The 20154-nt window shown below is 48.3% G+C and carries 20 protein-coding genes; 16 read left to right on the top strand and 4 right to left on the bottom strand.

Features of this window, described 5'->3' with window-relative positions; translation table 11 throughout:
• Nucleotides 1-15: 15 nt before the first annotated feature.
• Entirely contained in the window at nt 16-843 is an 828-nt protein-coding gene (locus AC3ITG_RS23645) for an alpha/beta hydrolase (RefSeq protein WP_489251520.1), read from the bottom strand.
• A 52-nt stretch (nt 844-895) separates the two neighbouring features.
• Nucleotides 896-1342, bottom strand: a complete 447-nt coding sequence (locus AC3ITG_RS23640; RefSeq protein ID WP_489251519.1) for a MarR family winged helix-turn-helix transcriptional regulator — start codon at nt 1340-1342, stop codon at nt 896-898.
• A 170-nt stretch (nt 1343-1512) separates the two neighbouring features.
• On the opposite strand from AC3ITG_RS23640, the gene AC3ITG_RS23635 reads away from it, so the two are divergent.
• The 3 genes from AC3ITG_RS23635 to AC3ITG_RS23625 all read left to right on the top strand — a co-directional run bounded on the left by AC3ITG_RS23635 (nt 1513) and on the right by AC3ITG_RS23625 (nt 4468).
• Nucleotides 1513-2469: an IS30 family transposase gene (locus AC3ITG_RS23635; protein WP_489251518.1), complete on the top strand. Its 957-nt coding sequence runs from the start codon at nt 1513-1515 to the stop codon at nt 2467-2469.
• A gap of 152 nt (nt 2470-2621) precedes the next feature.
• Nucleotides 2622-3698, top strand: a complete 1077-nt coding sequence (locus AC3ITG_RS23630; protein WP_489254520.1) for a FecCD family ABC transporter permease — start codon at nt 2622-2624, stop codon at nt 3696-3698.
• Between the two features lie 2 nt (nt 3699-3700).
• A complete protein-coding gene (locus tag AC3ITG_RS23625; protein WP_063568424.1) occupies nt 3701-4468 on the top strand; it encodes an ABC transporter ATP-binding protein in 768 nt (255 codons plus the stop codon).
• A 128-nt stretch (nt 4469-4596) separates the two neighbouring features.
• Here AC3ITG_RS23625 and AC3ITG_RS23620 read toward each other — a convergent pair whose 3' ends face one another.
• The gene (locus tag AC3ITG_RS23620) at nt 4597-5199 is read right to left on the bottom strand and encodes a TetR/AcrR family transcriptional regulator (RefSeq protein ID WP_489251517.1); all 603 of its coding nucleotides are present in this window, start codon (nt 5197-5199) and stop codon (nt 4597-4599) included.
• 230 nt (nt 5200-5429) lie between these two features.
• On the opposite strand from AC3ITG_RS23620, the gene ssuD reads away from it, so the two are divergent.
• Nucleotides 5430-6590 (top strand): FMNH2-dependent alkanesulfonate monooxygenase, encoded by a 1161-nt coding sequence (ssuD, locus tag AC3ITG_RS23615; protein WP_489251516.1) that lies wholly within the window; start codon nt 5430-5432, stop codon nt 6588-6590.
• A gap of 128 nt (nt 6591-6718) precedes the next feature.
• On the opposite strand, the gene AC3ITG_RS23610 is transcribed toward ssuD, so the two are convergent.
• Nucleotides 6719-7285 carry a DUF421 domain-containing protein gene (locus AC3ITG_RS23610; RefSeq protein WP_489251515.1) on the bottom strand — a complete coding sequence of 189 codons (567 nt, stop codon included), beginning with the start codon at nt 7283-7285 and terminating at the stop codon, nt 6719-6721.
• Nucleotides 7286-7499: 214 nt separating this feature from the next.
• Here AC3ITG_RS23610 and AC3ITG_RS23605 point away from each other — a divergent pair, with 214 nt between their 5' ends.
• From AC3ITG_RS23605 to AC3ITG_RS23550, 12 genes are all read left to right on the top strand, one after another.
• Entirely contained in the window at nt 7500-7997 is a 498-nt protein-coding gene (locus AC3ITG_RS23605) for a HEAT repeat domain-containing protein (protein ID WP_413372783.1), read from the top strand.
• An 87-nt stretch (nt 7998-8084) separates the two neighbouring features.
• Nucleotides 8085-8747, top strand: coding sequence for a ribonuclease H (rnhA, locus tag AC3ITG_RS23600; protein ID WP_413372782.1), 663 nt, complete (start codon nt 8085-8087; stop codon nt 8745-8747).
• Between the two features lie 195 nt (nt 8748-8942).
• A complete protein-coding gene (locus AC3ITG_RS23595) occupies nt 8943-9812 on the top strand; it encodes an alpha/beta fold hydrolase (protein ID WP_413372781.1) in 870 nt (289 codons plus the stop codon).
• Nucleotides 9813-9967: 155 nt separating this feature from the next.
• On the top strand, nt 9968-10957 hold the full coding sequence (locus AC3ITG_RS23590) for a serine/threonine protein kinase (RefSeq protein WP_489251514.1): 990 nt from the start codon (nt 9968-9970) through the stop codon (nt 10955-10957).
• Between the two features lie 252 nt (nt 10958-11209).
• Entirely contained in the window at nt 11210-12523 is a 1314-nt protein-coding gene (locus AC3ITG_RS23585; RefSeq protein WP_489251513.1) for an ABC transporter substrate-binding protein, read from the top strand.
• Between the two features lie 69 nt (nt 12524-12592).
• Nucleotides 12593-13474 (top strand): carbohydrate ABC transporter permease, encoded by an 882-nt coding sequence (locus AC3ITG_RS23580; RefSeq protein ID WP_489251512.1) that lies wholly within the window; start codon nt 12593-12595, stop codon nt 13472-13474.
• Between the two features lie 26 nt (nt 13475-13500).
• A complete protein-coding gene (locus AC3ITG_RS23575) occupies nt 13501-14319 on the top strand; it encodes a carbohydrate ABC transporter permease (RefSeq protein WP_063567955.1) in 819 nt (272 codons plus the stop codon).
• Nucleotides 14320-14346: 27 nt separating this feature from the next.
• Nucleotides 14347-15900 (top strand): DUF4127 family protein, encoded by a 1554-nt coding sequence (locus AC3ITG_RS23570; RefSeq protein WP_489251511.1) that lies wholly within the window; start codon nt 14347-14349, stop codon nt 15898-15900.
• A gap of 17 nt (nt 15901-15917) precedes the next feature.
• A complete protein-coding gene (locus AC3ITG_RS23565; protein WP_489254519.1) occupies nt 15918-16625 on the top strand; it encodes an N-acetylmannosamine-6-phosphate 2-epimerase in 708 nt (235 codons plus the stop codon).
• Nucleotides 16612-17439, top strand: coding sequence for a MurR/RpiR family transcriptional regulator (locus AC3ITG_RS23560; RefSeq protein WP_413372777.1), 828 nt, complete (start codon nt 16612-16614; stop codon nt 17437-17439). Before AC3ITG_RS23565 ends, AC3ITG_RS23560 begins: the two co-directional genes overlap by 14 nt.
• A 28-nt stretch (nt 17440-17467) precedes the next feature.
• A complete protein-coding gene (locus AC3ITG_RS23555) occupies nt 17468-18421 on the top strand; it encodes an ROK family protein (RefSeq protein ID WP_489251510.1) in 954 nt (317 codons plus the stop codon).
• Nucleotides 18411-20003, top strand: a complete 1593-nt coding sequence (locus AC3ITG_RS23550) for an FAD-dependent oxidoreductase (protein WP_489251509.1) — start codon at nt 18411-18413, stop codon at nt 20001-20003. Before AC3ITG_RS23555 ends, AC3ITG_RS23550 begins: the two co-directional genes overlap by 11 nt.
• Nucleotides 20004-20154 lie beyond the last annotated feature (151 nt).

Below are 20154 nucleotides of genomic sequence, written 5' to 3'. Positions count from 1 at the left end.
CTTTTCGAAGTTACGTTAACTCTTCAGCCAATGAAGGATTCGCTCGACTACTTCCATATACCGCTGGCCGACGAGCAATCCGGTATGGGTTGTATCCCACAGCCCTGCATATTCAGCGCCTAGCTGTTCTGCAGTCAGTTGACCTCTTCGCTCTTCATCATCGGATTCTATGGCTTTGATGACCAGACTCGGACATGTAATTAAATTGCCGTTGATGGATACACCGCCGCTTGACCCGAATGCCGCCGAGAACGTGAGAAATGCCTTCGATGACTCCATCTGCAGATATTTACGCTGAAATGCAATATCCTCCGGAGATTCGTCAATACTGCTATGCTCTTCACGGGCCGGGGGAGGGAGGACAATGTCAGGTGTAATTCGATCACCCTGAGGATACGGCATCAGTTGATGAACTTCTTGGCTTAGACTGGAATCGATCACGACCAATCCAGCTAAAGCAATCAACTCGGCAATCTTCTGACTGAGTATTCCGCCCATGCTGAAGCCGATGAGAACAGGGGGCTCGTCGCACTGTGCCAGAACTTCGTGGATATCCTCCAAATAATCCTCAAACGTAATTTTCGTCATGTCCATTACCCGGCTTTTGTAATGACTTCTGAGGTTCATAACGTAGCAGGTCCAGCCTTGTTCAACGAAGAGGGGGATATATTTGCTCCACATCCAGCTGCCTGTATATGCGCCATGAACAAACAAGAGGGGCGGCCTTTTTACTGAATTTACCGTAAGTGGAGCCGTTTCAGCATCATATATTTCAAGGTACAAATCATGTTTTCCTATCGTTTTGACTTCATGTTCAGGTAGCAATTGAGTAAAATCAATCATTAGGACATACCTCCAAAATTAGTTTTATATCAAACTATTAATCCGAAAAAAATTAGAAGTTGCCGTGAATTTTCATCAAAATTCGAAGCAGTTCCTTTTTCTCCGCTTCAGTAACATCCGCATAAAATGCGTCCAGCATACGCTGTGAAATATCTTCGAAGACCGGTTTAAGTTGTTCTCCTTTTGCAGTCAATGTCACATGGATAATCCGTGAATCTGTTGCATTACGCTCTTTGGCGACATAACCGTTGCGCACCAATTTGTTGACAAGCGCTGTGACCGTGGATTTATCCTTGCCAATTTTTTTGGCGATTTCAGCCATAGTCATTCGGGAATTGTTGTACAGGGCGTAGATAATATCCCCATGGGATGTAGCCAGATCTTGGATTCCCTGCTCAGCCATCTCGGATAAAATAAAGCGGTAGACCTTCTCTTTAATTTTGGATATGAGTGATATGGCGTCTGTCGTTTTCATATGTGTAATATAGTTTGTCGTCAAACTAATGTCAAGCCCGGATTTCAATATTGGTTTTATTCGAATGTCCCTTTTTTTGTATGACGGATTGTAATATGAAGTGCGACACCTACTGGAAGTAAAAAATGGCTCATAGCCTGATTCGTGTAGAATGAAAGTTACCACACCAGCATTCACACAAGGAGAATCAGTCCATGAGTTATTCACATCTTAGCATAATCGAACGCAGCAAGCTAGAAATCCTACATCGACAAGGGAAAAGTGCAAGAGCCATCGCCGAGGAACTTGGTCGGCATCATACGACCATTTGCCGGGAGATCAGCCGGAATGTTCAATTACAATCTTATCAGGCAGAAAGCTCACAACAAGCTTATGTGCAGCGCCGCAAAGCTTCCGTATCCAAGGGTAGATGGACGAAAGCACATGCTGAAGAGCTGGAAGAGAAGTTGCACGCCACATGGTCCCCTGAACAGATCGTGGAGCGCTTTAAAACTGAAAATCGACCCACCGTATGTTTTAAAACGATCTACCGCTGGATCTATACAGGTCGTCTAACCAAAGGTGCTTTACATGTACTCCGGCACAAAGGTAAACGTCAGAAACCTGCGGAAACACGCGGTAAGTTTGCTGTAGGCAGACCCATTTCCCAGCGTCCGAAGGACGTTCGCTCTCGGGAAACATTTGGGCATTGGGAACTGGACACGGTGGTTTCGGGACGTGGAAAGAGCAAGGGTTGTGTAGCAACCTTCATTGAACGGAAAACACGTCTGTACACCGCGATTCAAATGCCCGATCGGACGGCTTTGTCGATGGAGATCGCCTTTGGCGTAGCCGCTGCTCAGTATCCTACTAAGGCTTTTCGAACCGCTACGGCAGACCGTGGCAAGGAGTTCGCCTGCTACGCGAACCTGGAACAAACACACGACGTACAGATTTATTTTGCTGACCCTTACTCTTCCTGGCAACGCGGTTCGAATGAGAATGCGAACGGCTTACTTCGAGAGTTCTTTCCCAAGGGCACGGACTTTATGCAAATATCAGATGCAACATTGGAGCGTTCGCTTCACTTAATCAACCATCGCCCCCGAAAATGTCTGGGCTGGAAAACCGCTCACGAATCTTTCATAAAGGAACTGTCGCACTTGGTTTGACAATCCGTCGTATACTTAAATTGACAAAGATAATCATTCTCAATTATAATCCGAGAAAATGCTTTGTAAATAGCTACATTTTTATTATTCAAATTCAAGTGAAATTGATGGGGGAAGAGATGGCACAGACGGCTCAGATTCAGAAGCAGCGCATGGGAAAAAGGGAGTCCCTGATTCACAGCAAATCCGGTTTTGCAGTATTGATTGCCGCTTTAATCATCGTCATGGTTGTTTCGGTTGGGATTGCCATATCCATTGGACAGGTGAGCATTCCTCTCGCCGAGTCTTATCGTATTCTATTGTACAAATTAACCGGATTTCAATTCGGCTCTACGCCGATTAAGGCGGGGTCTTTTACGGATATCATCTGGCAGATTCGCTTTCCTCGTGTACTGATGGCCATGTTTATCGGTGCCGGGTTAGCTTTGTGTGGTGCAGTTATGCAGGCTGCCGTGCAGAATCCACTTGCAGATCCGTATATACTGGGTATTTCCTCAGGAGCTTCGCTCGGGGCCACGTTTGCCATTCTGATCGGATTCGGCGCGATTGGCTGGCTTGGTCAGACCGGGGTGGCCTTCTGGGCATTTGCCGGTGCGATGGGGGCGTCCTTGCTGGTCCTGGCTCTCGCAGGTATTCGGGGGAAAATGACATCGGTCAAGCTGGTGCTTGCCGGGATGGTCATTAATGCACTGTGCAGTGCCTTTTCAAACTTTATCATTTATTTTGCCAACAATGCCGAAGGCATCAAGACGGTAACATTCTGGACCATGGGCAGTCTTGCCTCATCAGGATGGAACAAGCTTCCGCTGATTAGCATCGTTGTGCTCGTAGCCATTTTGTTCTTCCTGTTGCAGTCCCGTGTTCTCAACACGATGCTGCTGGGTGACGAAGCCGCGGTTACACTCGGGATTAATCTCAGTGTATATCGCAGATTGTATATGCTGTTAACGGCTCTCGTAACCGGCGTAATGGTAGCAAGCTGCGGTATGATCGGTTTTGTCGGGTTGATTATTCCGCATATCGTGAGAGGGCTGGTTGGATCGGACCATCGTAAAGTCATGCCTGTATCCGTACTATTCGGTGCGATCTTCCTGATCTGGACGGATGTTATTGCACGATCACTGATTTCCAGCGTTGAATTGCCGATCGGGATCATTACAGCGATGATTGGTGCGCCGATGTTTATGTATATGTTAGTCAAAAAAGGCTACGGTTTTGGAGGAAAATAAACATGAAACTGAATGTAGAAAATGTATCCATATCGGTGCTGAACACGGATATTATCCGGGACATTTCTTTACAGGTAAAAGGCAAGCAATTCGTCGGGCTGATTGGCCCGAATGGTTGTGGCAAATCAACGCTGCTCAAGAGCATCTATAAAGTGATCAAACCACAGCAAGGCAAAGTATTTCTCGATGATACGGACATTCTGAAATCCAGTCCCAAGGTCGTGTCCCGCCATATGGGCGTTGTGGGTCAGTTTAACGAATTGAGCTTTGATTTTACTGTGCGTGAAATGGTCATGATGGGTCGCACTCCTCACAAGAAGCTGCTGGAGACGGATAATGAACGGGATTATGAAATCGTGGAGCAGGCGTTGGAAAAGGTACATCTGACCGGACATGCGGACCGCAATTACGTGTCCCTGTCCGGAGGGGAGAAGCAGCGTGTGGTCCTCGCCCGAGTGCTTGCGCAGCAGCCGGAATTTCTGATATTGGACGAGCCTACCAATCATCTGGATATCAAATATCAGCTTCAGATTCTCAACATTGTGCGGAGTTTGGACATCGGCATATTGGCTGCGCTCCATGATCTCGAACTCGCCGCAGAGTATTGCGATTACCTCTATGTCGTCAAGCAGGGACAGATTGTGGTTCATGGCAAACCCGCCGATATCCTGACCCGTGAAATGATTGGTGAAGTATTCGACGTGGAATGTGAAATCTACGAAAATCCTGTTACCGGTGGCTTGGGTATTGCCTATTTGAGTACACGGTGATAAGAAGAACTGTCTTTAAGCGGAATATATGCTTAAATGACAGTTCTTTTTGTTCTAGCGTCAAGTATCACATGTCACGTGTATTCAGATGCTGTGCATCACCTTTTTTGAAGGTGGGGCTACTCCCTCTAAACCAATGCTCCCATCGCTTTATATGTTCCTAACAGGGCAATGCGGGTTAATTGAAGAGCCATATGATGAGGTGAGTTTACCTTACTGTCAGCAAGCCATTTGTGAATAATTCCAATGGTGGAGAAGCTGATATGATCCAGTAAAATATCCAGAGGCACTTCTTTTTGCACCATGCCTAATTGGGAAATCCGATCCAAAAACATCTCTCTAATCACTTCATTCAACCGGCTGTTGAAATTCCCTGCAGGATTGATCAGTACCATCACCTGATAGAATTCATCATGCTCCAATATATGCTCGAACAATACTGCAAAAATGGGATCTGGCTCATTAAATGAAGGTAGGTTCCCAAGGTGGTTATTCTGTTCCGTGAGTAGCTGCTCAAGCAGTTGAAATTTCTCATTCGCCATGCTATCCAATAAATCATCCTTGTCCAAAAAGTGGGCGTAAAAGGTAGATCGATTGATATTCGCTTGTTCGGCGATGTCCACTACACTAATTTCGGTGAAGGATTTCTGTGGCAGAATTTTCAGGAAAGCTTCGGAAATCATCACACGGGTCCGTAAAATTCTTCGATCCACTCCACGGGATTCATTCACTTCTCATCACCTCGAAAACAACGGATTGATCAACTTTGTTGAGCCTTCAAATGGTTTGGGAATGTAGAATAACAAGACATTTCGCAACACATCGGTCAATTGCGTTGCTTAACCGTCAAATTCTGCCTAATTGATTGTTGATATCAAACGGATAATAGCTATCATAATAAATAAAACATACCAAATCAATCGGAAAAATAAAATATAAAGATAGGAATGAGGTCATACCTATGGAACTGTTTTGGTTTATTCCCACACACGGTGATGGCAGGTATCTTGGAACAAAAGAAGGGGCGCGGGCGGTCAGTTATCATTACTGCAAGCAGGTGGCACAAGCAGCGGATGAACTTGGATATGCCGGTGTTTTGTTACCTACGGGAAAGTCGTGTGAAGATGCCTGGATTGTTGCTTCATCGCTGATTTCCTCCACGGACAAGCTCAAGTTTCTTGTCGCTGCGCGTCCAGGTCTGATGATGCCAACCACAGCTGCACGCATGGCCGCAACCCTGGATCGTTTCTCCAAAGGAAGACTGCTGATCAATGTGGTGGCTGGTGGAGATCCGATTGAGCTTGAAGGAGAAGGGCTGTTCCTGGACCACGATGAGCGCTATGCGTTAGCCGATGAATTTCTGACCATCTGGCGCAAGGAATTGGAGGGAGAGGCGGTTGACTATGAGGGCAAATATCTGAAGGTTAAGGGTGGTTCCGTGCTGTATCCGACCATCCAAAAGCCACATCCCCCACTCTATTTTGGAGGTTCCTCAGAAGCCGCAATGGAAGTGGCAGCAGACCATGTCGATGTGTATTTAACGTGGGGTGAGCCTCCGGCTCAGGTGCAAGCCAAAATTCATCAAATGCGGGAGCTGTCTGCAAAAAAAGGAAGAAGCATTCGTTTTGGTATACGTATGCATGTTATTGTACGTCCGACAGCAGACGAAGCATGGAAGGCCGCTAATGAGCTGATCTCCCACCTGGATGAGGAGACGATAGCCGCTGCCCAGAAGATCTATGCTCGCATGGATTCCGTAGGACAGCAGAGAATGGCCAAGCTGCATAATGGTGATCGTTCCAACCTAGAGATTAGCCCCAATCTGTGGGCGGGCATCGGCTTGGTTAGAGGTGGTGCCGGAACCGCACTTGTCGGTGATCCCGATCAGGTGGCAGCCAGAATCAGAGAGTATGAAGAACTGGGGATCGAGACCTTCATTTTATCAGGTTATCCGCATCTGGAAGAATGTTATCGTACCGCGGAGCTGTTATTTCCAAAGCTGCAGTACTCGCAACATGGAGAAAGCGGCGATCATTCCTTTGTCGGTCCATTTGGAGAAATTATTGCCAATAACAACATTCCGGACCGCATGGTCAAAACAGAAGTTTCCTCCAAGTCCTAATTTCATAACGGATTGCGGATTAAGGCAACTGAAAGACACCCGAATGAATCCTTCGGGTGTCTTTTTTACATGCTGTAGAAAGGGGCCACCTGCGGCCAGCCATCTCTATATCTGTTCAACTATTTCATTTACTGTATCTTGGAGTCAATTGGACGCGAGTGTCCATCCTGGATGACCTCTTGGAAAAGTTCTTTGGATTCCGTGGGCCACGTACCTTGCTTCAGGAGTGCTTCCAAATCGCCTATGGTTACTGGGCGTGCGTGCCGTTTGAGCACGTAACCGAGTTGCCCGTTTGGTTCCATCGTAGCCGTTTCCAGATCGGCAATGCTTGTAATCCCTTTTTCCCGCAACTGCATCTCCAATTGGTCCACGGAAAAGCGCATGCGTTTCAAATTCGGCAGATTCAACTTCCCATCTTCCACAACAACCTTCGATTTTCCGCTCATCAGTTTTTCAAACCAATTAAACTTCAATTGCAATTGTTCAACAAACAGAAGTGTGAGGATAAATACCGCCGCTGACCCGATCGCTTTACCTAACTCATGATTTGCAATTGGCTGCACGATCGTTGTTCCGATTGAGATAATAATGACCGTCGTGGCTACGCTCATTTGCGAAATGGATTTACGTCCAGCAATCCGCAGCAGAATCATGGCAATCAGTACAAGCAAGATGGATTTCCATATCCAGTCCATTGGTTTTATTCCTTTCTGTACCAAATCATGTTTCGTATTTCTTAGCCTGTTCTTGATCTGGTTGAAATATACAATTGCTTAGGACAAGAGATGTGGATAAGGAAAATAGTCCCGACATTATAAGGACCATTATACTACATCCTAAAATAAGGAAATGACCGATATTATTATGGAGAGCTTTCTTCTAACAAAATGAGGAGTGATACTACGGACAATGTATACAAACATGATACAAAAGCATCTTTCCCAAGGAGATATTGAAGGCGTTGTTAAACAAGTAGCATATATTGGTGAAAAAAAGGATACAACTCAATTCGTTTTCTTGATTGAACTCCTAAAATCTACTGACAACGCCATACTACGCAACACAATTGCTATCGCTTTATCTGACATTGGAGATGATCGAGCAGTCGAACCGTTAATTGAAGTCATTACAGACTCCAAGACATCAGGAAGCAGAGGCACGTTGCTATACGCTCTTGAAAACTTGAATTACATAGTACATATAGAGAACATTATTCCATTTATCGGCGATTCCAGTCTGGAAGTGAGCGCGCAGTCATTCATGTTGCTAGAGCAAATGATGGATAAGTTATCGGATTTACAAAACCTTAGGTGTCAACAAATTATTGAAATGCAAATCTCACATAACCAAAGCAAGCTTCTGGAAGTAGCATTAGACATGTTGAAGAAATGGAGGTATCAACTGTAGGAATGAGATAAACACGCTTCTTTCAATCTGACGTCCCTATCGTTTACAATAAGGAATTGAATGCAGCAAACGAAGGAGCGGGTAATATTGGCAAAGCAGAAATACTATGTTGTCTGGGCAGGAAAGCAGCCTGGCGTATACAGCACATGGGCGGAATGCAAAGCACAGACGGATCATTTTACCGGAGCAAAATATAAATCGTATGAATCGAAAGCTGCCGCCGAAGAGGCATATCGTGCAGGATGGAAAGGAAACTGGGGTACTGGTGCCAGTAGTTCAGGCGCTTCTTCGAAGACGAAGTCTGGCAGTAGCGGAAGAAGCGCGGGCATGGAGACCTCGGCAGAAATTGACTATGACAGCATCTCGGTTGATGTTGGTACGCGTGGGAATCCAGGGCCGGTGGAATATAAAGGCGTAGATACCCGCACGGGTGAGATTATTTTCTCCGTTGGGCCAATCTCCAAAGGTACAAACAACCTCGGGGAATTTCTGGCAATTGTACATGCCTTGGCGTATCTCAAAAAAGAGGGCAGTAGCAAGACGGTTTACACGGACTCCGTCAATGCGATGAAATGGTTGAAGCAAAAAGCGGTGTCCACCACACTCGCAAGGGATGCTTCCACCGAAGAGATCTGGCTGATGATTGACCGTGCAGAGCAGTGGCTGCGTACGAATACGTACAGCAATAAAGTGCTAAAATGGCAGACCAAGCAGTGGGGCGAAATCAAGGCGGATTACGGCCGAAAATAGCCCTATTTCTCTACAATTTCTGTATTATTAATTTTCTATGAGAAACGATGTTTACAATTTCCAGTTTCCATTCTATAATCAGTTCATTATGATAAGTTACACATATGAAGGAGCCTGTCATCAGCGGGCTCTTTTATATTTATGGACCTTAAAATCCATAAAATGTTGAAAGAGTATACTTTGCAGGAGGCAGACATGAGTTCCATTTATAGAAGTGAAGAAGGCAAGAGCAGCATACTTGAGGAATACGAAGCGTATGTTGAGCAATTGGGCGAAGGTTTTACACGAGAGTACGTCGAGACACGTTTTGGACAAACGCATGTTTTATTAACAGGTCCAGAAGACGGTAAGCCGCTATTTATTCTCCAGGGCGGAAATTGTGTGAATCCGATGACGTTGTCATGGTTCTCTTCTCTTTTCAAAGATTACCGGATTATCGCGCCGGATACGATCGGTCATCCAGGCTACAGTGAAGAAACACGAATTTCGGCAAGGTTTGATAGTTTGGCTTTGTGGATTTCTGATTTGCTGGATCACTACAAGATCGAAAAAAGTGCGTTTATCGGTCCTTCCTTTGGAGGCGGAATTATCCTAAGACTGGCAACTTACATTCCGGACCGAATTGCATGTTCTGTTCTGGTAGCACCCGCTGGACTGGCCGTGGGATCCAAAATTAAGATGGCTCAGGATATCGTGTTGCCACTCGTAACGTACAAAATGACTTCTTCTCCAACTTCTTTGCAAAAGATCGCGGATATCATGTCATGCAGTTGTATGAAAGAAATAGATAAAAATATAATCGGGAAAATTTTCAAATACGTCAGTCTGGAGCAGGATATGCCCAAGCTTACGGAGCAGGAGGAATTGGTGAATTATACATCGCCAACACTGCTGCTGGTGGGAGAAAAGGATGTCTTTTTCCCGGCAGATAAGGTCATTGAAAGAGCTCAGAAGATTATTTCGAACGTCAAAGCAATCAAATACGACACAGGTCATTTCCCATCTCAAGACGTGTTGATCCAGATGAACCAAGAAATTCAGCATTTCCTACAGAAGAATTATTAAATTTAGAAATTTTTCAATATTTCCGCATGGTTGTGATTCAAATTGCATCATTTGGTTTATATAGAGGGTTGGCGATGAAACGCCTGTCTGGTTGGACTGAATGATGCAACATGCGGCAAGTCTCCCGATCGACAAGGTTGAAAAGAGGGTCTGTTATGAAAAAGGACAATTGCAAAATGGCATTGCAACGCAATGTAATTTTAAATGATACATATCAGGTAAGACATCTCATGGCTAGCAGTGAGCTGGCTATTGTATATGCAGGAAGAGATCGGAATACAGGTGCGAAGGTAGCGATCAAGGAGTTTTTCCCGCAGAGGCTGGCAGCACGTCAGGCTGACAAACGGGGAGTGTTCTGTTCTTCACGGGGGTTCAGTGGTCAGTATCAGGAACTTCTTGCTGCATTTTTGGTAGAAGGAGAGCTGTTATCCACGTTAAATCATCCTCATATTGTTCCGTATGTGGATCATTTCGAAGAAAATGACACAGGGTATCTAGTTATGGAATACTGCACAGGGGTAACCTTGACCGAATATTTGATTGAGCGAAATCATGCGCTGGATGCGGCATTTATTACGGAGACATTGCTTCCGCTGGTAGATACACTGGACTATATTCATAAGCAGGGAATTCTTCATCGTGATGTGAAGCCATCCAATATTATGGTGATGGAAGACGGCACGCCTAAACTACTGGACTTCGGTTCAGCAGCTCGTTGGCCTGTACAATCCGGGGAAAAACAGGCGATCTTTACATCGGCCGGGTATTCGCCGCTTGAGTTCTACTCGGAGAAATCCAGTCAGGGACCGATGTCAGACATATATAGCCTGGCAGCTTTGCTTCATTATTGGACATGCGGGCAGCCCCCTATGGATGTAAAACAGCGACTGTTCCGCGATGAATTGCCATCTGTGCGTTCTCATAATGAGTATGTGAACCGGTGGCTCGCACGCGTTATTCACTGGGGATTATCGGTTCGTTCCGAGCAACGTTGTGCGTCCCTCGCTTGGGTTAAGAGATCACTTCAAGTACAGGCCTGGATGTGGAAAATACGCAAACCTGGCACGGTAGAATGGGTTTTGGCTGAAAATGAACATACCCAAGTCTACGAAGCAGAGCCGAAGAAACAGCATGAGACGGCTTGATTGCAGCCTTGTCTTATACATATAGTCGTAACAAATAAGCCAGTTTGGTCCTTTCACGGATCGAACTGGCTTGTTTTTTGTGTTTTTTAGCCTAAAAGAAAAATTATTTCTTTTTTTAATTTATTTCTGGAAGAATACTTCATTCTAACTCCAGGGTCTGCATATACTCCATTGGAAAGATGGAGTAATTAGCCAGGAAATCTGACGTAAGCGCCGGCTCCCGTCTTATACCAAACTGAGGGGGAATGTTGTGTGACCACCAACAGAAAGGGCTTCACAGTATCTTTGCTGCTAGTCGTTATGATGTCTATGCTGCTTGCCGCCTGCGGAGGAAATGACAATACGGCTGGTACGCCGAGTCCGGGAAGCACTGGGGAGACGGGTACGGAAGCTGGAAAGCCGGTGACGCTGGAGTTTTGGACGATTGCTTTACAGCCAACGTTCAACGATTACTTCAATGAATTGATTGCCAAGTATGAGAGCAGTCATCCTGGCGTGAAAGTCGAGTGGAAGGACTATCCATATGATGCCATTTCACAGCGTTTATTGACCAGTACGGCCAGTGGCAAAAGCCCTGATGTGGTGAACCTCAATACCGAATTTTCCAGTCAATTGGGAAGTAAGGGAGCGCTGCTGAATCTGAATGAATACCTGACAGATGAGGAAGCGAAGAGTTACTTTGAAGGCATTTATAATTCTACTGTTTTGGATGGCAAAGCTTACGCGCTTCCTTGGTACACAGGTACCGAAGTGCTGTTCATGAATACCAAGCTGGTGAAGGAGGCAGGCCTTGATCCGGCAAATCCGCCGCAGACCCGAGAGGAACTTGTGGAGTGGGCCCGTCAGGTCCATGAAAAGACCGGAGTGGCCGGTTATGCGCAGCAGCTTATTTCCAAGCTATTTCCAATCGACGGCATTCCGATTTTAAATGAGGACAAAACGGCCGCCGCTTTCAATACGCCGGAAGCAGAGGCGATGATCGCTCAAATGCGTGATCTGATGGCCGAAGGCGTGGTGCTGAAGGAGGATGCGGAATTCAGCAAGCAGATCCAGTATTTTTCCGGGGAGCAGGTCGCTTTTCAATTGTCGGGTCCAACCTTTATTAACTTTATCAAGAAATCTGCACCGGATGTTTACAAGAATACGATTGCAGTAACGCTCCCAACGGGCAAAGCGAACCTGCGGCTCTCCAATTCCATGGATCTCGTCGTGCCACAGAAATCCAAAAACCCTGAGCAAGCGGTGGAATTTGCCGCCTTTATTACCAATGCAGAGAACCAGACTGCCTTCTCCAAGGTAGCCAACACGCTGCCGTCGAGCAAAGCCTCCATTGAAGATCCGTTCTTTACGCAATCCGACGGATCGCTGGAAGCCGAAGCCAAGGTAGCCTCCTCTCAAAGTCTAGATAAAGCAACTGATTACATGGTCGGCGTACCGAATGCAGGAGATATCAACTCCGCATTGGCACGGGGCTTGCAGGAAATTTTGATGAACGGAGCAGATATTAAAGAAACCTTGAACGCAGTGGAGAAGGAAGTTAACCAAATTCTTAACCAAGATTCCTGAACTTAAGCGGTACAGTCTGATGAGGGGGGAGTACTCCCCCTCAATCCTAGAAGAGAGGGAGGCGTAGCCGTGTACAAGGCGATTCGATCCGAATCTTTTGCTGCATGGGCGTTTATGGCACCGGGATTGTTGTTTCTGGCGGTTTTCACCTTTTGGCCGATTATTTACGGGATACCCCTCTCATTAACCGATTATTCTGTCATTACAGAGACACATTTCGTTGGTTTGGATAACTTTACCCGGGCCTTTCAAGATCACAATTTTCTGATTTCGCTGTGGAATTCGTTGATGTATGTGCTGGTTGTACCGGTGATTCAAATCATCTCGATCCTCATGGCCATTCTGGTTAACAGCCGAATTCCAGGTGTCAAAATGTTCAGGGCTGCCTACTACATACCGGTTGTAACTTCCATGGTCGCGGTGGCACTGATCTGGAGCTGGCTGTTGGGCAATAACGGCGTGGTCAATTACCTGCTGCTGAAGGTTGGCATTCTTAGTGAGCAGGTCTCCTGGCTTTCCACGAGCAGTACGGCGCTGTATGTGCTGATGTTCATCACCATGTGGAAGGGTCTCGGCTATTATATGATGCTCTATCTGGCTGGGCTTCAGGGAATTCCGGCAGATCTATACGAAGCCGCCAGAGTGGATGGAGCAGGACCACTGAGACTGATTATTCATGTGACGCTTCCGTTGCTGCGGCCGCATATTCTCTTTTGCACCGTAATTTCGGTGATGGGTGCCGTTCGTGTATTCGATGAGGTCTATATTCTCACCAAGGGCGGGCCGGGAACGTCGACGCTGACCTCGAGCGTATATATTTTTCAAAAAGGGCTGGAGCAATTCAATTTCGGGTATGCCTCGGCGCTTGGGCTTATCGTCAGTGTGATGGTAGCGGCGCTCAGTGTGTTGGTGTTCCGGCTGAACCGGAGAGGCGGGGTGAATACCTATTGATTCGGCATACGCTTTCGTCTAAAAAAATGAAAAAAGCCCTTCGTCATTTGATCATTTATGTACTGTTGATTTTGCTCGCCCTGTTTATGATGGGTCCTTTTCTGTGGCTGCTCAGCGTATCGCTGATGCCTGGTCGTAATGTGTTTGCGAATCCACCAGCAATTCTACCTACCTTCATCGCTTTCGATAACTACGTGCAGGTGTGGGAGTTCATGGATTTTCCACGCTACATCATAAATACGGTGGTGATTACGCTCCTTGGGGTAGTGTTTAACATCTTCTTGTCCTGCCTAACGGCGTATCCACTCGCGACCTTTCGGTTCAGGGGACGTAATCTGGTGTTCACGCTGCTGATCTCGACCATGATTATTCCTTCGGCAACGGCGATGATTGTGCATTATTTAACCATTCAGGCCTTTCACTTGGGCAATACGTTTCTTGGTGTTGTGCTTCCGGCCGCGGTGTCGGTATTTAACATCTTTCTGATGCGACAAACGTTTCTGGGCATACCGACAGATATTCGGGATTCTGGCAAAATGGATGGAGCCTCCGAATTCCGTATCTTCGTGCAGCTTGTCATGCCATTGGTGAAACCAGGGGTTGCCGTCATTGGCTTGCTTGAAGTTATGGCATTCTGGAACAATTTCCTGTGGCCGATTGTGGTGCTGGATGATCCGCAGAAATATCCACTGGCTGCGGCCCTGACATATCTGAACGGTCAGTTCTCGTATAACTTCGGCTGGATTGCCGCCGGCACCATGATCTCGGTGCTGCCGATTATCATTGTGTTCCTTTTCACCCAAAAATACTATATGGAAGGCATCGCCGGAGCGATTAAAGGATAAAAAAACACAGAAAGGGTGAACGCATTCATGCCGAAGCAGTATAAGCTAACCTTTGTTCCGTTAGATGAACGGCCTTGCAATTATGAGTTTCCTTATTTGTTGGCACAGGGAACGGAATTCACAGTGGAGCGTCCGCCACTTGAAATCATGGGCCTGAAAAAGCGTCCGGGCAATGTGGAACAGTTATGGACCTGGTTTGAGGAGAGCTGTGCAGGGGCAGATGGAGCAGTCGTTGCCTTGGATACACTGCTCTATGGCGGGATTATTCCTTCCCGGCTACATCAGTTGGAGCCGGAGGAACTGGCGGCCCGTCTGGAGCGCCTTCGGGGGATCAAGCAGCGGTACCCGCAGCTAACCCTGTATGCGTTTCAACTGATTATGCGCTGCCCGCAATATTCCCTGTCCGATGAGGAGCCGGATTATTACGCCGACTGGGGGCGGGAGATTTTTCGCAAAGGTTTCATCAGCCATCGGCTGGAGCTGGGGATTGCGACTGACGAGGAGATCCGCGAGCTGGCCGATATCGATAACCGTCTACCAATTGAAGTGCTGGAAGATTACCTGGGACGCAGGGCCGTAAATATTGAAGCAAACAAGCAAGTGATGGCCCTGGCCAAGGAAGGAATTATCGAGTTCATGATTGTGCCGCAGGATGATTCGGCACCTTATGGACATACAGCCAAGGATCAGGAGAAAGTCCGAGCAAGTATTACGGACCTTGATCTGGAACTTAAAGTCTACATGTATCCTGGTGCGGACGAAGTTGGTTGTGTACTACTCACCAGAATGATGAACAAGGCTCGCGGACGGATGCCGCTGGTGTATCCGCGATTATCATCTGTTCAGGGGGCGTTTGTTACCCCGCTATTCGAGGATCGATTTTTCTATGAGACGCTCAAATATCAGATTTTGGCTGCAGGTGGGTTGATTGCATCCAGTGAGACTGAAGCAGATCTGGTGCTGTTGATTAGCACACCCGGGGAGACGATGGCGGAAGCGGTGTCGCAGCAGCATTCTTTTTACAGCTATGATGTATACCGAAATCTGATGGAACTGGTGGAATATGGGCACTTTCTACTTAGGAGCAAGAAGAAGCCGGTGGCTGTAGCGGATGTGGGATATGCCAATGGTGGGGACCAGAAGTTGGTCAAGATGCTGCGGCAAAAAGACATGTTATTTGATCTGGCTGGATATGCGGCCTGGAATACCAGTTCCAACTCACTTGGCACCGTTATTTCGCAGGCCATGATCTATCTGCTCTATGGTCGTACACAGTCGCATCTTGATTTCCTGGCCCTTCGGTATGCTGAGGATGTCTGCTATTGTTCAGTCGTCCGGGGAGAACTTAGCAATGGCCCGGTGCAGGAGATGGGCTATGGAAAATATTTGCTGGATGGGTCTCGCGGTCGTGTTGCCGCCCGAGTAGAGGAAAGGCTGCGTCAAGAGCTTACTATGCGGATCGATAATGCAGCGGGGAGTATCCAGATTACCGATTGTTATATGCCGTGGAACCGGATGTTTGAAGTGGGCTTGTCTGTACGATTCGTACCATCCAACCCTGGTAAGGAAAGCAGAATATAAGAGAGAGGGTGAGAACCCTGACAAAGGTAGTGCTGGAGAAACTGCATTTGGGGCTGATTGTGTCCTGCCAGGCGCTGGCTGACGAACCGCTGCATGGCGTGGCGATGATGGCCCGCATGGCGGCGGCTGCGGAGGAAGGAGGAGCCGCGGGTATTCGGGCGAATGGGTCAGCAGATGTGCGCGCGATCAAGCAGACCGTCTCATTGCCGGTTATTGGCATCGTGAAGCGCAATTACCCGGATTCTGCTGTATATATCACGCCAACCCTCAGAGAAATTGACGAGCTGCTGGAGGCCGGAGCGGATATCATTGCATTTGATGCGACTCGCCAGAGTAGGCCGGGAAATCATACATTGGAGCAAATCACCTCCTATCTGAACGAAAGTGGGGTGGCTTCCATGGCGGACATCTCCATTCTGGAGGAAGCTTTATATGCTGAGTCACTTGGAGTCAGCTGTGTTTCGACTACCCTATCGGGTTATACACCGTATTCCCGGCAGCAGGAAGGGCCAAATTTGGAACTGCTGGGGATGTCCGCACAGCGGTTGAAGATTCCGGTCATTGCCGAAGGCAGGATTAGTAAGCCCTCTCAGGTAGAAGAGGCGCTTGATCTGGGGGCTTACGCTGTTGTGGTGGGCTCCGCGATAACTCGGCCACAGCTAATTACCCGACAGTTCGCAGCAGTGACCAAAAAAGCGAGGATGAAGAGTAATGGAGATGAATGACCGAATTAATACGTATTATCCTTCCATGACCAAGTCGGAGCAGAAGGTGGCCCGGTGCGTGCGGGACAATCCGGATAATATAATCTATTTTTCTGTGACAGAGCTGGCTGATTTTGCTGGTACTGGAGAGACCACGGTGATGCGATTCTGCCGTAAAATCGGGTTTAAAGGCTATCAGGATTTCAAGCTGATGCTGGCTCAAGGGCTGCCGAAACGGCAGAACCAGCCAGACAGCGAGCAGGGAGAGGACGATTACGCCGACCATTTATATGCCTCGATGGTGGGGGTGCTGCAATCCAGCTTGGGTATGCTGGATCGCAGCCAGTTGGAGCAGGCGGTGAAGTGTCTGGACGGCGCACGACATGTGCAATTCTTCGGCGTGGGCTCGTCAGGCATTACCGCTATGGATGCCAAGAACCGATTTCTGCGTATCGGGCGGCGTGCGGAAGCGAATTCCGACAGTCATATCCAGTCCATGATGGCGGTAACGATGGGAGAAGGTGATGTGGCTTTTGGCATCAGCGTATCCGGCAGTACGTTGGATACCAACGATATGCTGATGAAGGCCAAACAAAACGGGGCTAATGTGATTGCCATGACTAACTATGCCAAATCCCCCATTGCTTCTATTGCGGATATCTTGCTCTTGACCGCGGGGAAGGAGTCTCCCCTTGAAGGCGGTTCTGTAGGAGCTAAAATCTCTCAGCTGTTTATTATCGACTTGCTCTGCCAGGGACTGGAGCGCGAGCATGGCGAAGAGACTAAAAAGATGAAGGAATTAACGGCCAGGGCCGTTATCGACCGTATTTATTGAAGGGCTTGTGTGAATAGGGGGAAAGCAAATGCCACAGGTCATTGGCGTGGATGTAGGTGGCACAGGCATTAAAGGGCTTGTAGTCAATGAAGCCGGAGTCGTTCTGGTGGAGGCTAAGTGTGCAACAGAGGCCCGGTTGGGTCGGAAGGCCATACTTGGCCAGCTGCGCGGGTTAATAAGTGAACTGTTGTCTAGATGTGGAGATGTTAAGGCACTGGGTATTGCCTCGGCAGGAAGGGTGAATGTGGAAACGGGTGAAGTGATCCACGCAACGAATAATTTACCTGGCTGGCAGGGAATGCCACTGACACAGTGGGCAACTGCGGAATTTGGCCTGCCTTCAACTGCCGATAACGACGCCAATGCTGCACTGCTCGGCGAGGCGTGGCTTGGTACTGGCCCCGGTAAGCAGAACCTGGTTATGCTGACACTCGGAACTGGGGTCGGTGGGGCCAATATGGCATTTGGCAGGATGTTACGGGGAGTAGACTGGCGCGGTGGGGACTGGGGGCACTGTGTGCTGGTGCCTGACGGTCGGCCTTGCAATTGTGGCAAACGCGGCTGCGTGGAGCAATACATTTCCGGTAGTGCACTGATGCGGCTGGCGCGGGAACAGAAGGGCAACACGTATACTTACGGCCGAGAGATTATGACCGCTGCAAGCCAGGGAGAAGCAATAGCGTTGTACATTCTAGAGCGTTACATATCTGATTTAGCCTCGGTTATTGCGAATATATCTGCCTCGATAGATCCGGAATTGATTATTCTTGGTGGCGGTGTAACCCATGATCAGGCTATATGGTGGCCGATGCTTACCGCTAAGTTATCCAGTGTCGGGTTGGCAGACCGGGTTGCAGTGGCTGAACTCGGTAACTGGGCAGGCTGTATCGGGGCGGCGCAGCTGGCCTTGGAACGCCTGCGTAAGGACGGCGTTGGCTGGCCTGAAGGCAGTGACAGGGAGGAGACAAAGCATGGGGATTGAACAGGAGAAACACAGTGATATCGTAGTTATTGGCGGTGGTCTTGGCGGGACTGCAGCTGCGCTGGCTGCAGCCAACGCAGGGCTACGGGTACTTTTGACGGAAGAGACGGACTGGCTTGGCGGTCAATTGACCTCACAGGCAGTACCGCCAGATGAGCACCGCTGGATTGAACAATCTGGTAGTACAGCATCGTATCGTGAGTTCCGCAGCCGAGTCAGAGATTACTACAGACGGAACTACCCGCTTACGGATGTCGCCAAGAGCGATCCTATTCTTAACCCCGGTAATGGCTGGGTGAGTCGCTTGGCGCATGAGCCGAAGGTCGCGCTTGCCGTTTTGCATGAGATGCTTGCGCCTTACGTGAACACCGGTCGAATCGAGGTGCTCTATCATACCGTGCCAGTTCAGGTAGATACAGCAGGTGACCGGGTGACTGGCGTGACTGTGCGTGAAGAGCCAAGTGGGGGATTAATTAAACTCCGGGGTGCCTATTATCTGGATGCCACAGAATGCAGCGATCTGCTTCCCCTCGCCGGAGTAGAGCATGTAAGTGGAGCGGAATCTCGGCGGGAAACGGGTGAACCACATGCCCTGGATGAAGCGGACCCGCTAGACATGCAGTCGATTACCCATGTGGCGGCAGTAGATTATGTGGCGGGTGGAGACTTCACGATCCATCGTCCGAGGGACTATGATTACTGGCGTCAGTATGTTCCCTCGTTCTCACTGTATCCGATCCTGAGCTGGTACGCTTCGGATGCCAATGATACATCCAAGCTGAAAGAGTTCACGATGTTCCCGAATGATCAGGGCATCACCTCCCTGTGGGATTATCGGCGGATCGTTGACCCGGCTATATGGACAGAGTCACTGAATGATGGTGAAGTCACGCTGCTCAACTGGGCACTGAACGATTATTACGCCGGGCCAATCATTGGCGTATCGCCGGAGGAACGAGAGCGGCATCTGGAAGGGGCGAGGCAACTAACCCTTTCCTTGGTATACTGGCTTCAGACGGCAGCTCCCCGCCTGGACGGCGGACAGGGTTATCCGGGCATAAGGCTGCGTGGAGATATGCTCGGTACGGAAGACGGTCTCGCAAAAGCACCGTATATTCGGGAATCACGGCGAATCCGAGGCGTATATACCATTACCGAGCAGGATGTGAGCAAGGAATTGCGCGGAGCAGAGGGAGCCAAACGTTACGAGGACAGTGTGGGGGTCGGCAGTTATCATCTGGATCTCCATCCAACAACCGTGAGTCAGCGGACTTTTTATATACCGAACCATCCCTATGAGATTCCGCTGGGTGCACTCATCCCGGTGCGAGTCAAGAACTTGCTCCCAGCTTGCAAAAATATCTCCATGACCCAGATTGCGAACGGTTGTTACCGTCTGCATCCCACCGAATGGAATATTGGCGAGGCTGCCGGAACCCTTGCCGCTTATGCCATTGCACAGCAAGTAGAGCCCTCAGAGGTGAGGGCTTCGGCGAAGCATCTTCACGCCTATCAGGAACAGCTGAATCGCCAGGGTGTTCAGCTTCATTGGACAGATGCGGAGCTGGCAGGGGAGTGTTAGATAGACTTTTAAGAGAACGTTGCTATCTTCACAACACATAAGCACTAGAGATACCAAAGGGATAAAAAAATGATTCCTGTTCTGAACAGGAATCATTTTCTATAAGTCGATTAACTCTCTTTGTGCATCTGTTTTTACAATAGTGTCATTG

The organism is Paenibacillus sp. GL_099_B (assembly GCF_057835695.1).
The sequence above is the reverse complement of the archived record's forward strand: the minus strand, read 5'-3'. Positions and strand labels throughout refer to the sequence as shown.

Bases quoted from the DNA above. Each gene is read 5' to 3' on its own strand.
- AC3ITG_RS23645 (WP_489251520.1), bottom strand. From the start codon at position 843: ATGATTGATTTTACTCAATTGCTACCTGAACATGAAGTCAAAACGATA.
- AC3ITG_RS23635 (WP_489251518.1), top strand. From the start codon at position 1,513: ATGAGTTATTCACATCTTAGCATAATCGAACGCAGCAAGCTAGAAATC.
- AC3ITG_RS23630 (WP_489254520.1), top strand. From the start codon at position 2,622: ATGGGAAAAAGGGAGTCCCTGATTCACAGCAAATCCGGTTTTGCAGTA.
- AC3ITG_RS23625 (WP_063568424.1), top strand. From the start codon at position 3,701: ATGAAACTGAATGTAGAAAATGTATCCATATCGGTGCTGAACACGGAT.
- ssuD (WP_489251516.1), top strand. From the start codon at position 5,430: ATGGAACTGTTTTGGTTTATTCCCACACACGGTGATGGCAGGTATCTT.
- AC3ITG_RS23610 (WP_489251515.1), bottom strand. From the start codon at position 7,285: ATGGACTGGATATGGAAATCCATCTTGCTTGTACTGATTGCCATGATT.
- AC3ITG_RS23605 (WP_413372783.1), top strand. From the start codon at position 7,500: ATGTATACAAACATGATACAAAAGCATCTTTCCCAAGGAGATATTGAA.
- AC3ITG_RS23595 (WP_413372781.1), top strand. From the start codon at position 8,943: ATGAGTTCCATTTATAGAAGTGAAGAAGGCAAGAGCAGCATACTTGAG.
- AC3ITG_RS23590 (WP_489251514.1), top strand. From the start codon at position 9,968: ATGAAAAAGGACAATTGCAAAATGGCATTGCAACGCAATGTAATTTTA.
- AC3ITG_RS23575 (WP_063567955.1), top strand. From the start codon at position 13,501: ATGAAAAAAGCCCTTCGTCATTTGATCATTTATGTACTGTTGATTTTG.
- AC3ITG_RS23570 (WP_489251511.1), top strand. From the start codon at position 14,347: ATGCCGAAGCAGTATAAGCTAACCTTTGTTCCGTTAGATGAACGGCCT.
- AC3ITG_RS23560 (WP_413372777.1), top strand. From the start codon at position 16,612: ATGGAGATGAATGACCGAATTAATACGTATTATCCTTCCATGACCAAG.
- AC3ITG_RS23555 (WP_489251510.1), top strand. From the start codon at position 17,468: ATGCCACAGGTCATTGGCGTGGATGTAGGTGGCACAGGCATTAAAGGG.
- AC3ITG_RS23550 (WP_489251509.1), top strand. From the start codon at position 18,411: ATGGGGATTGAACAGGAGAAACACAGTGATATCGTAGTTATTGGCGGT.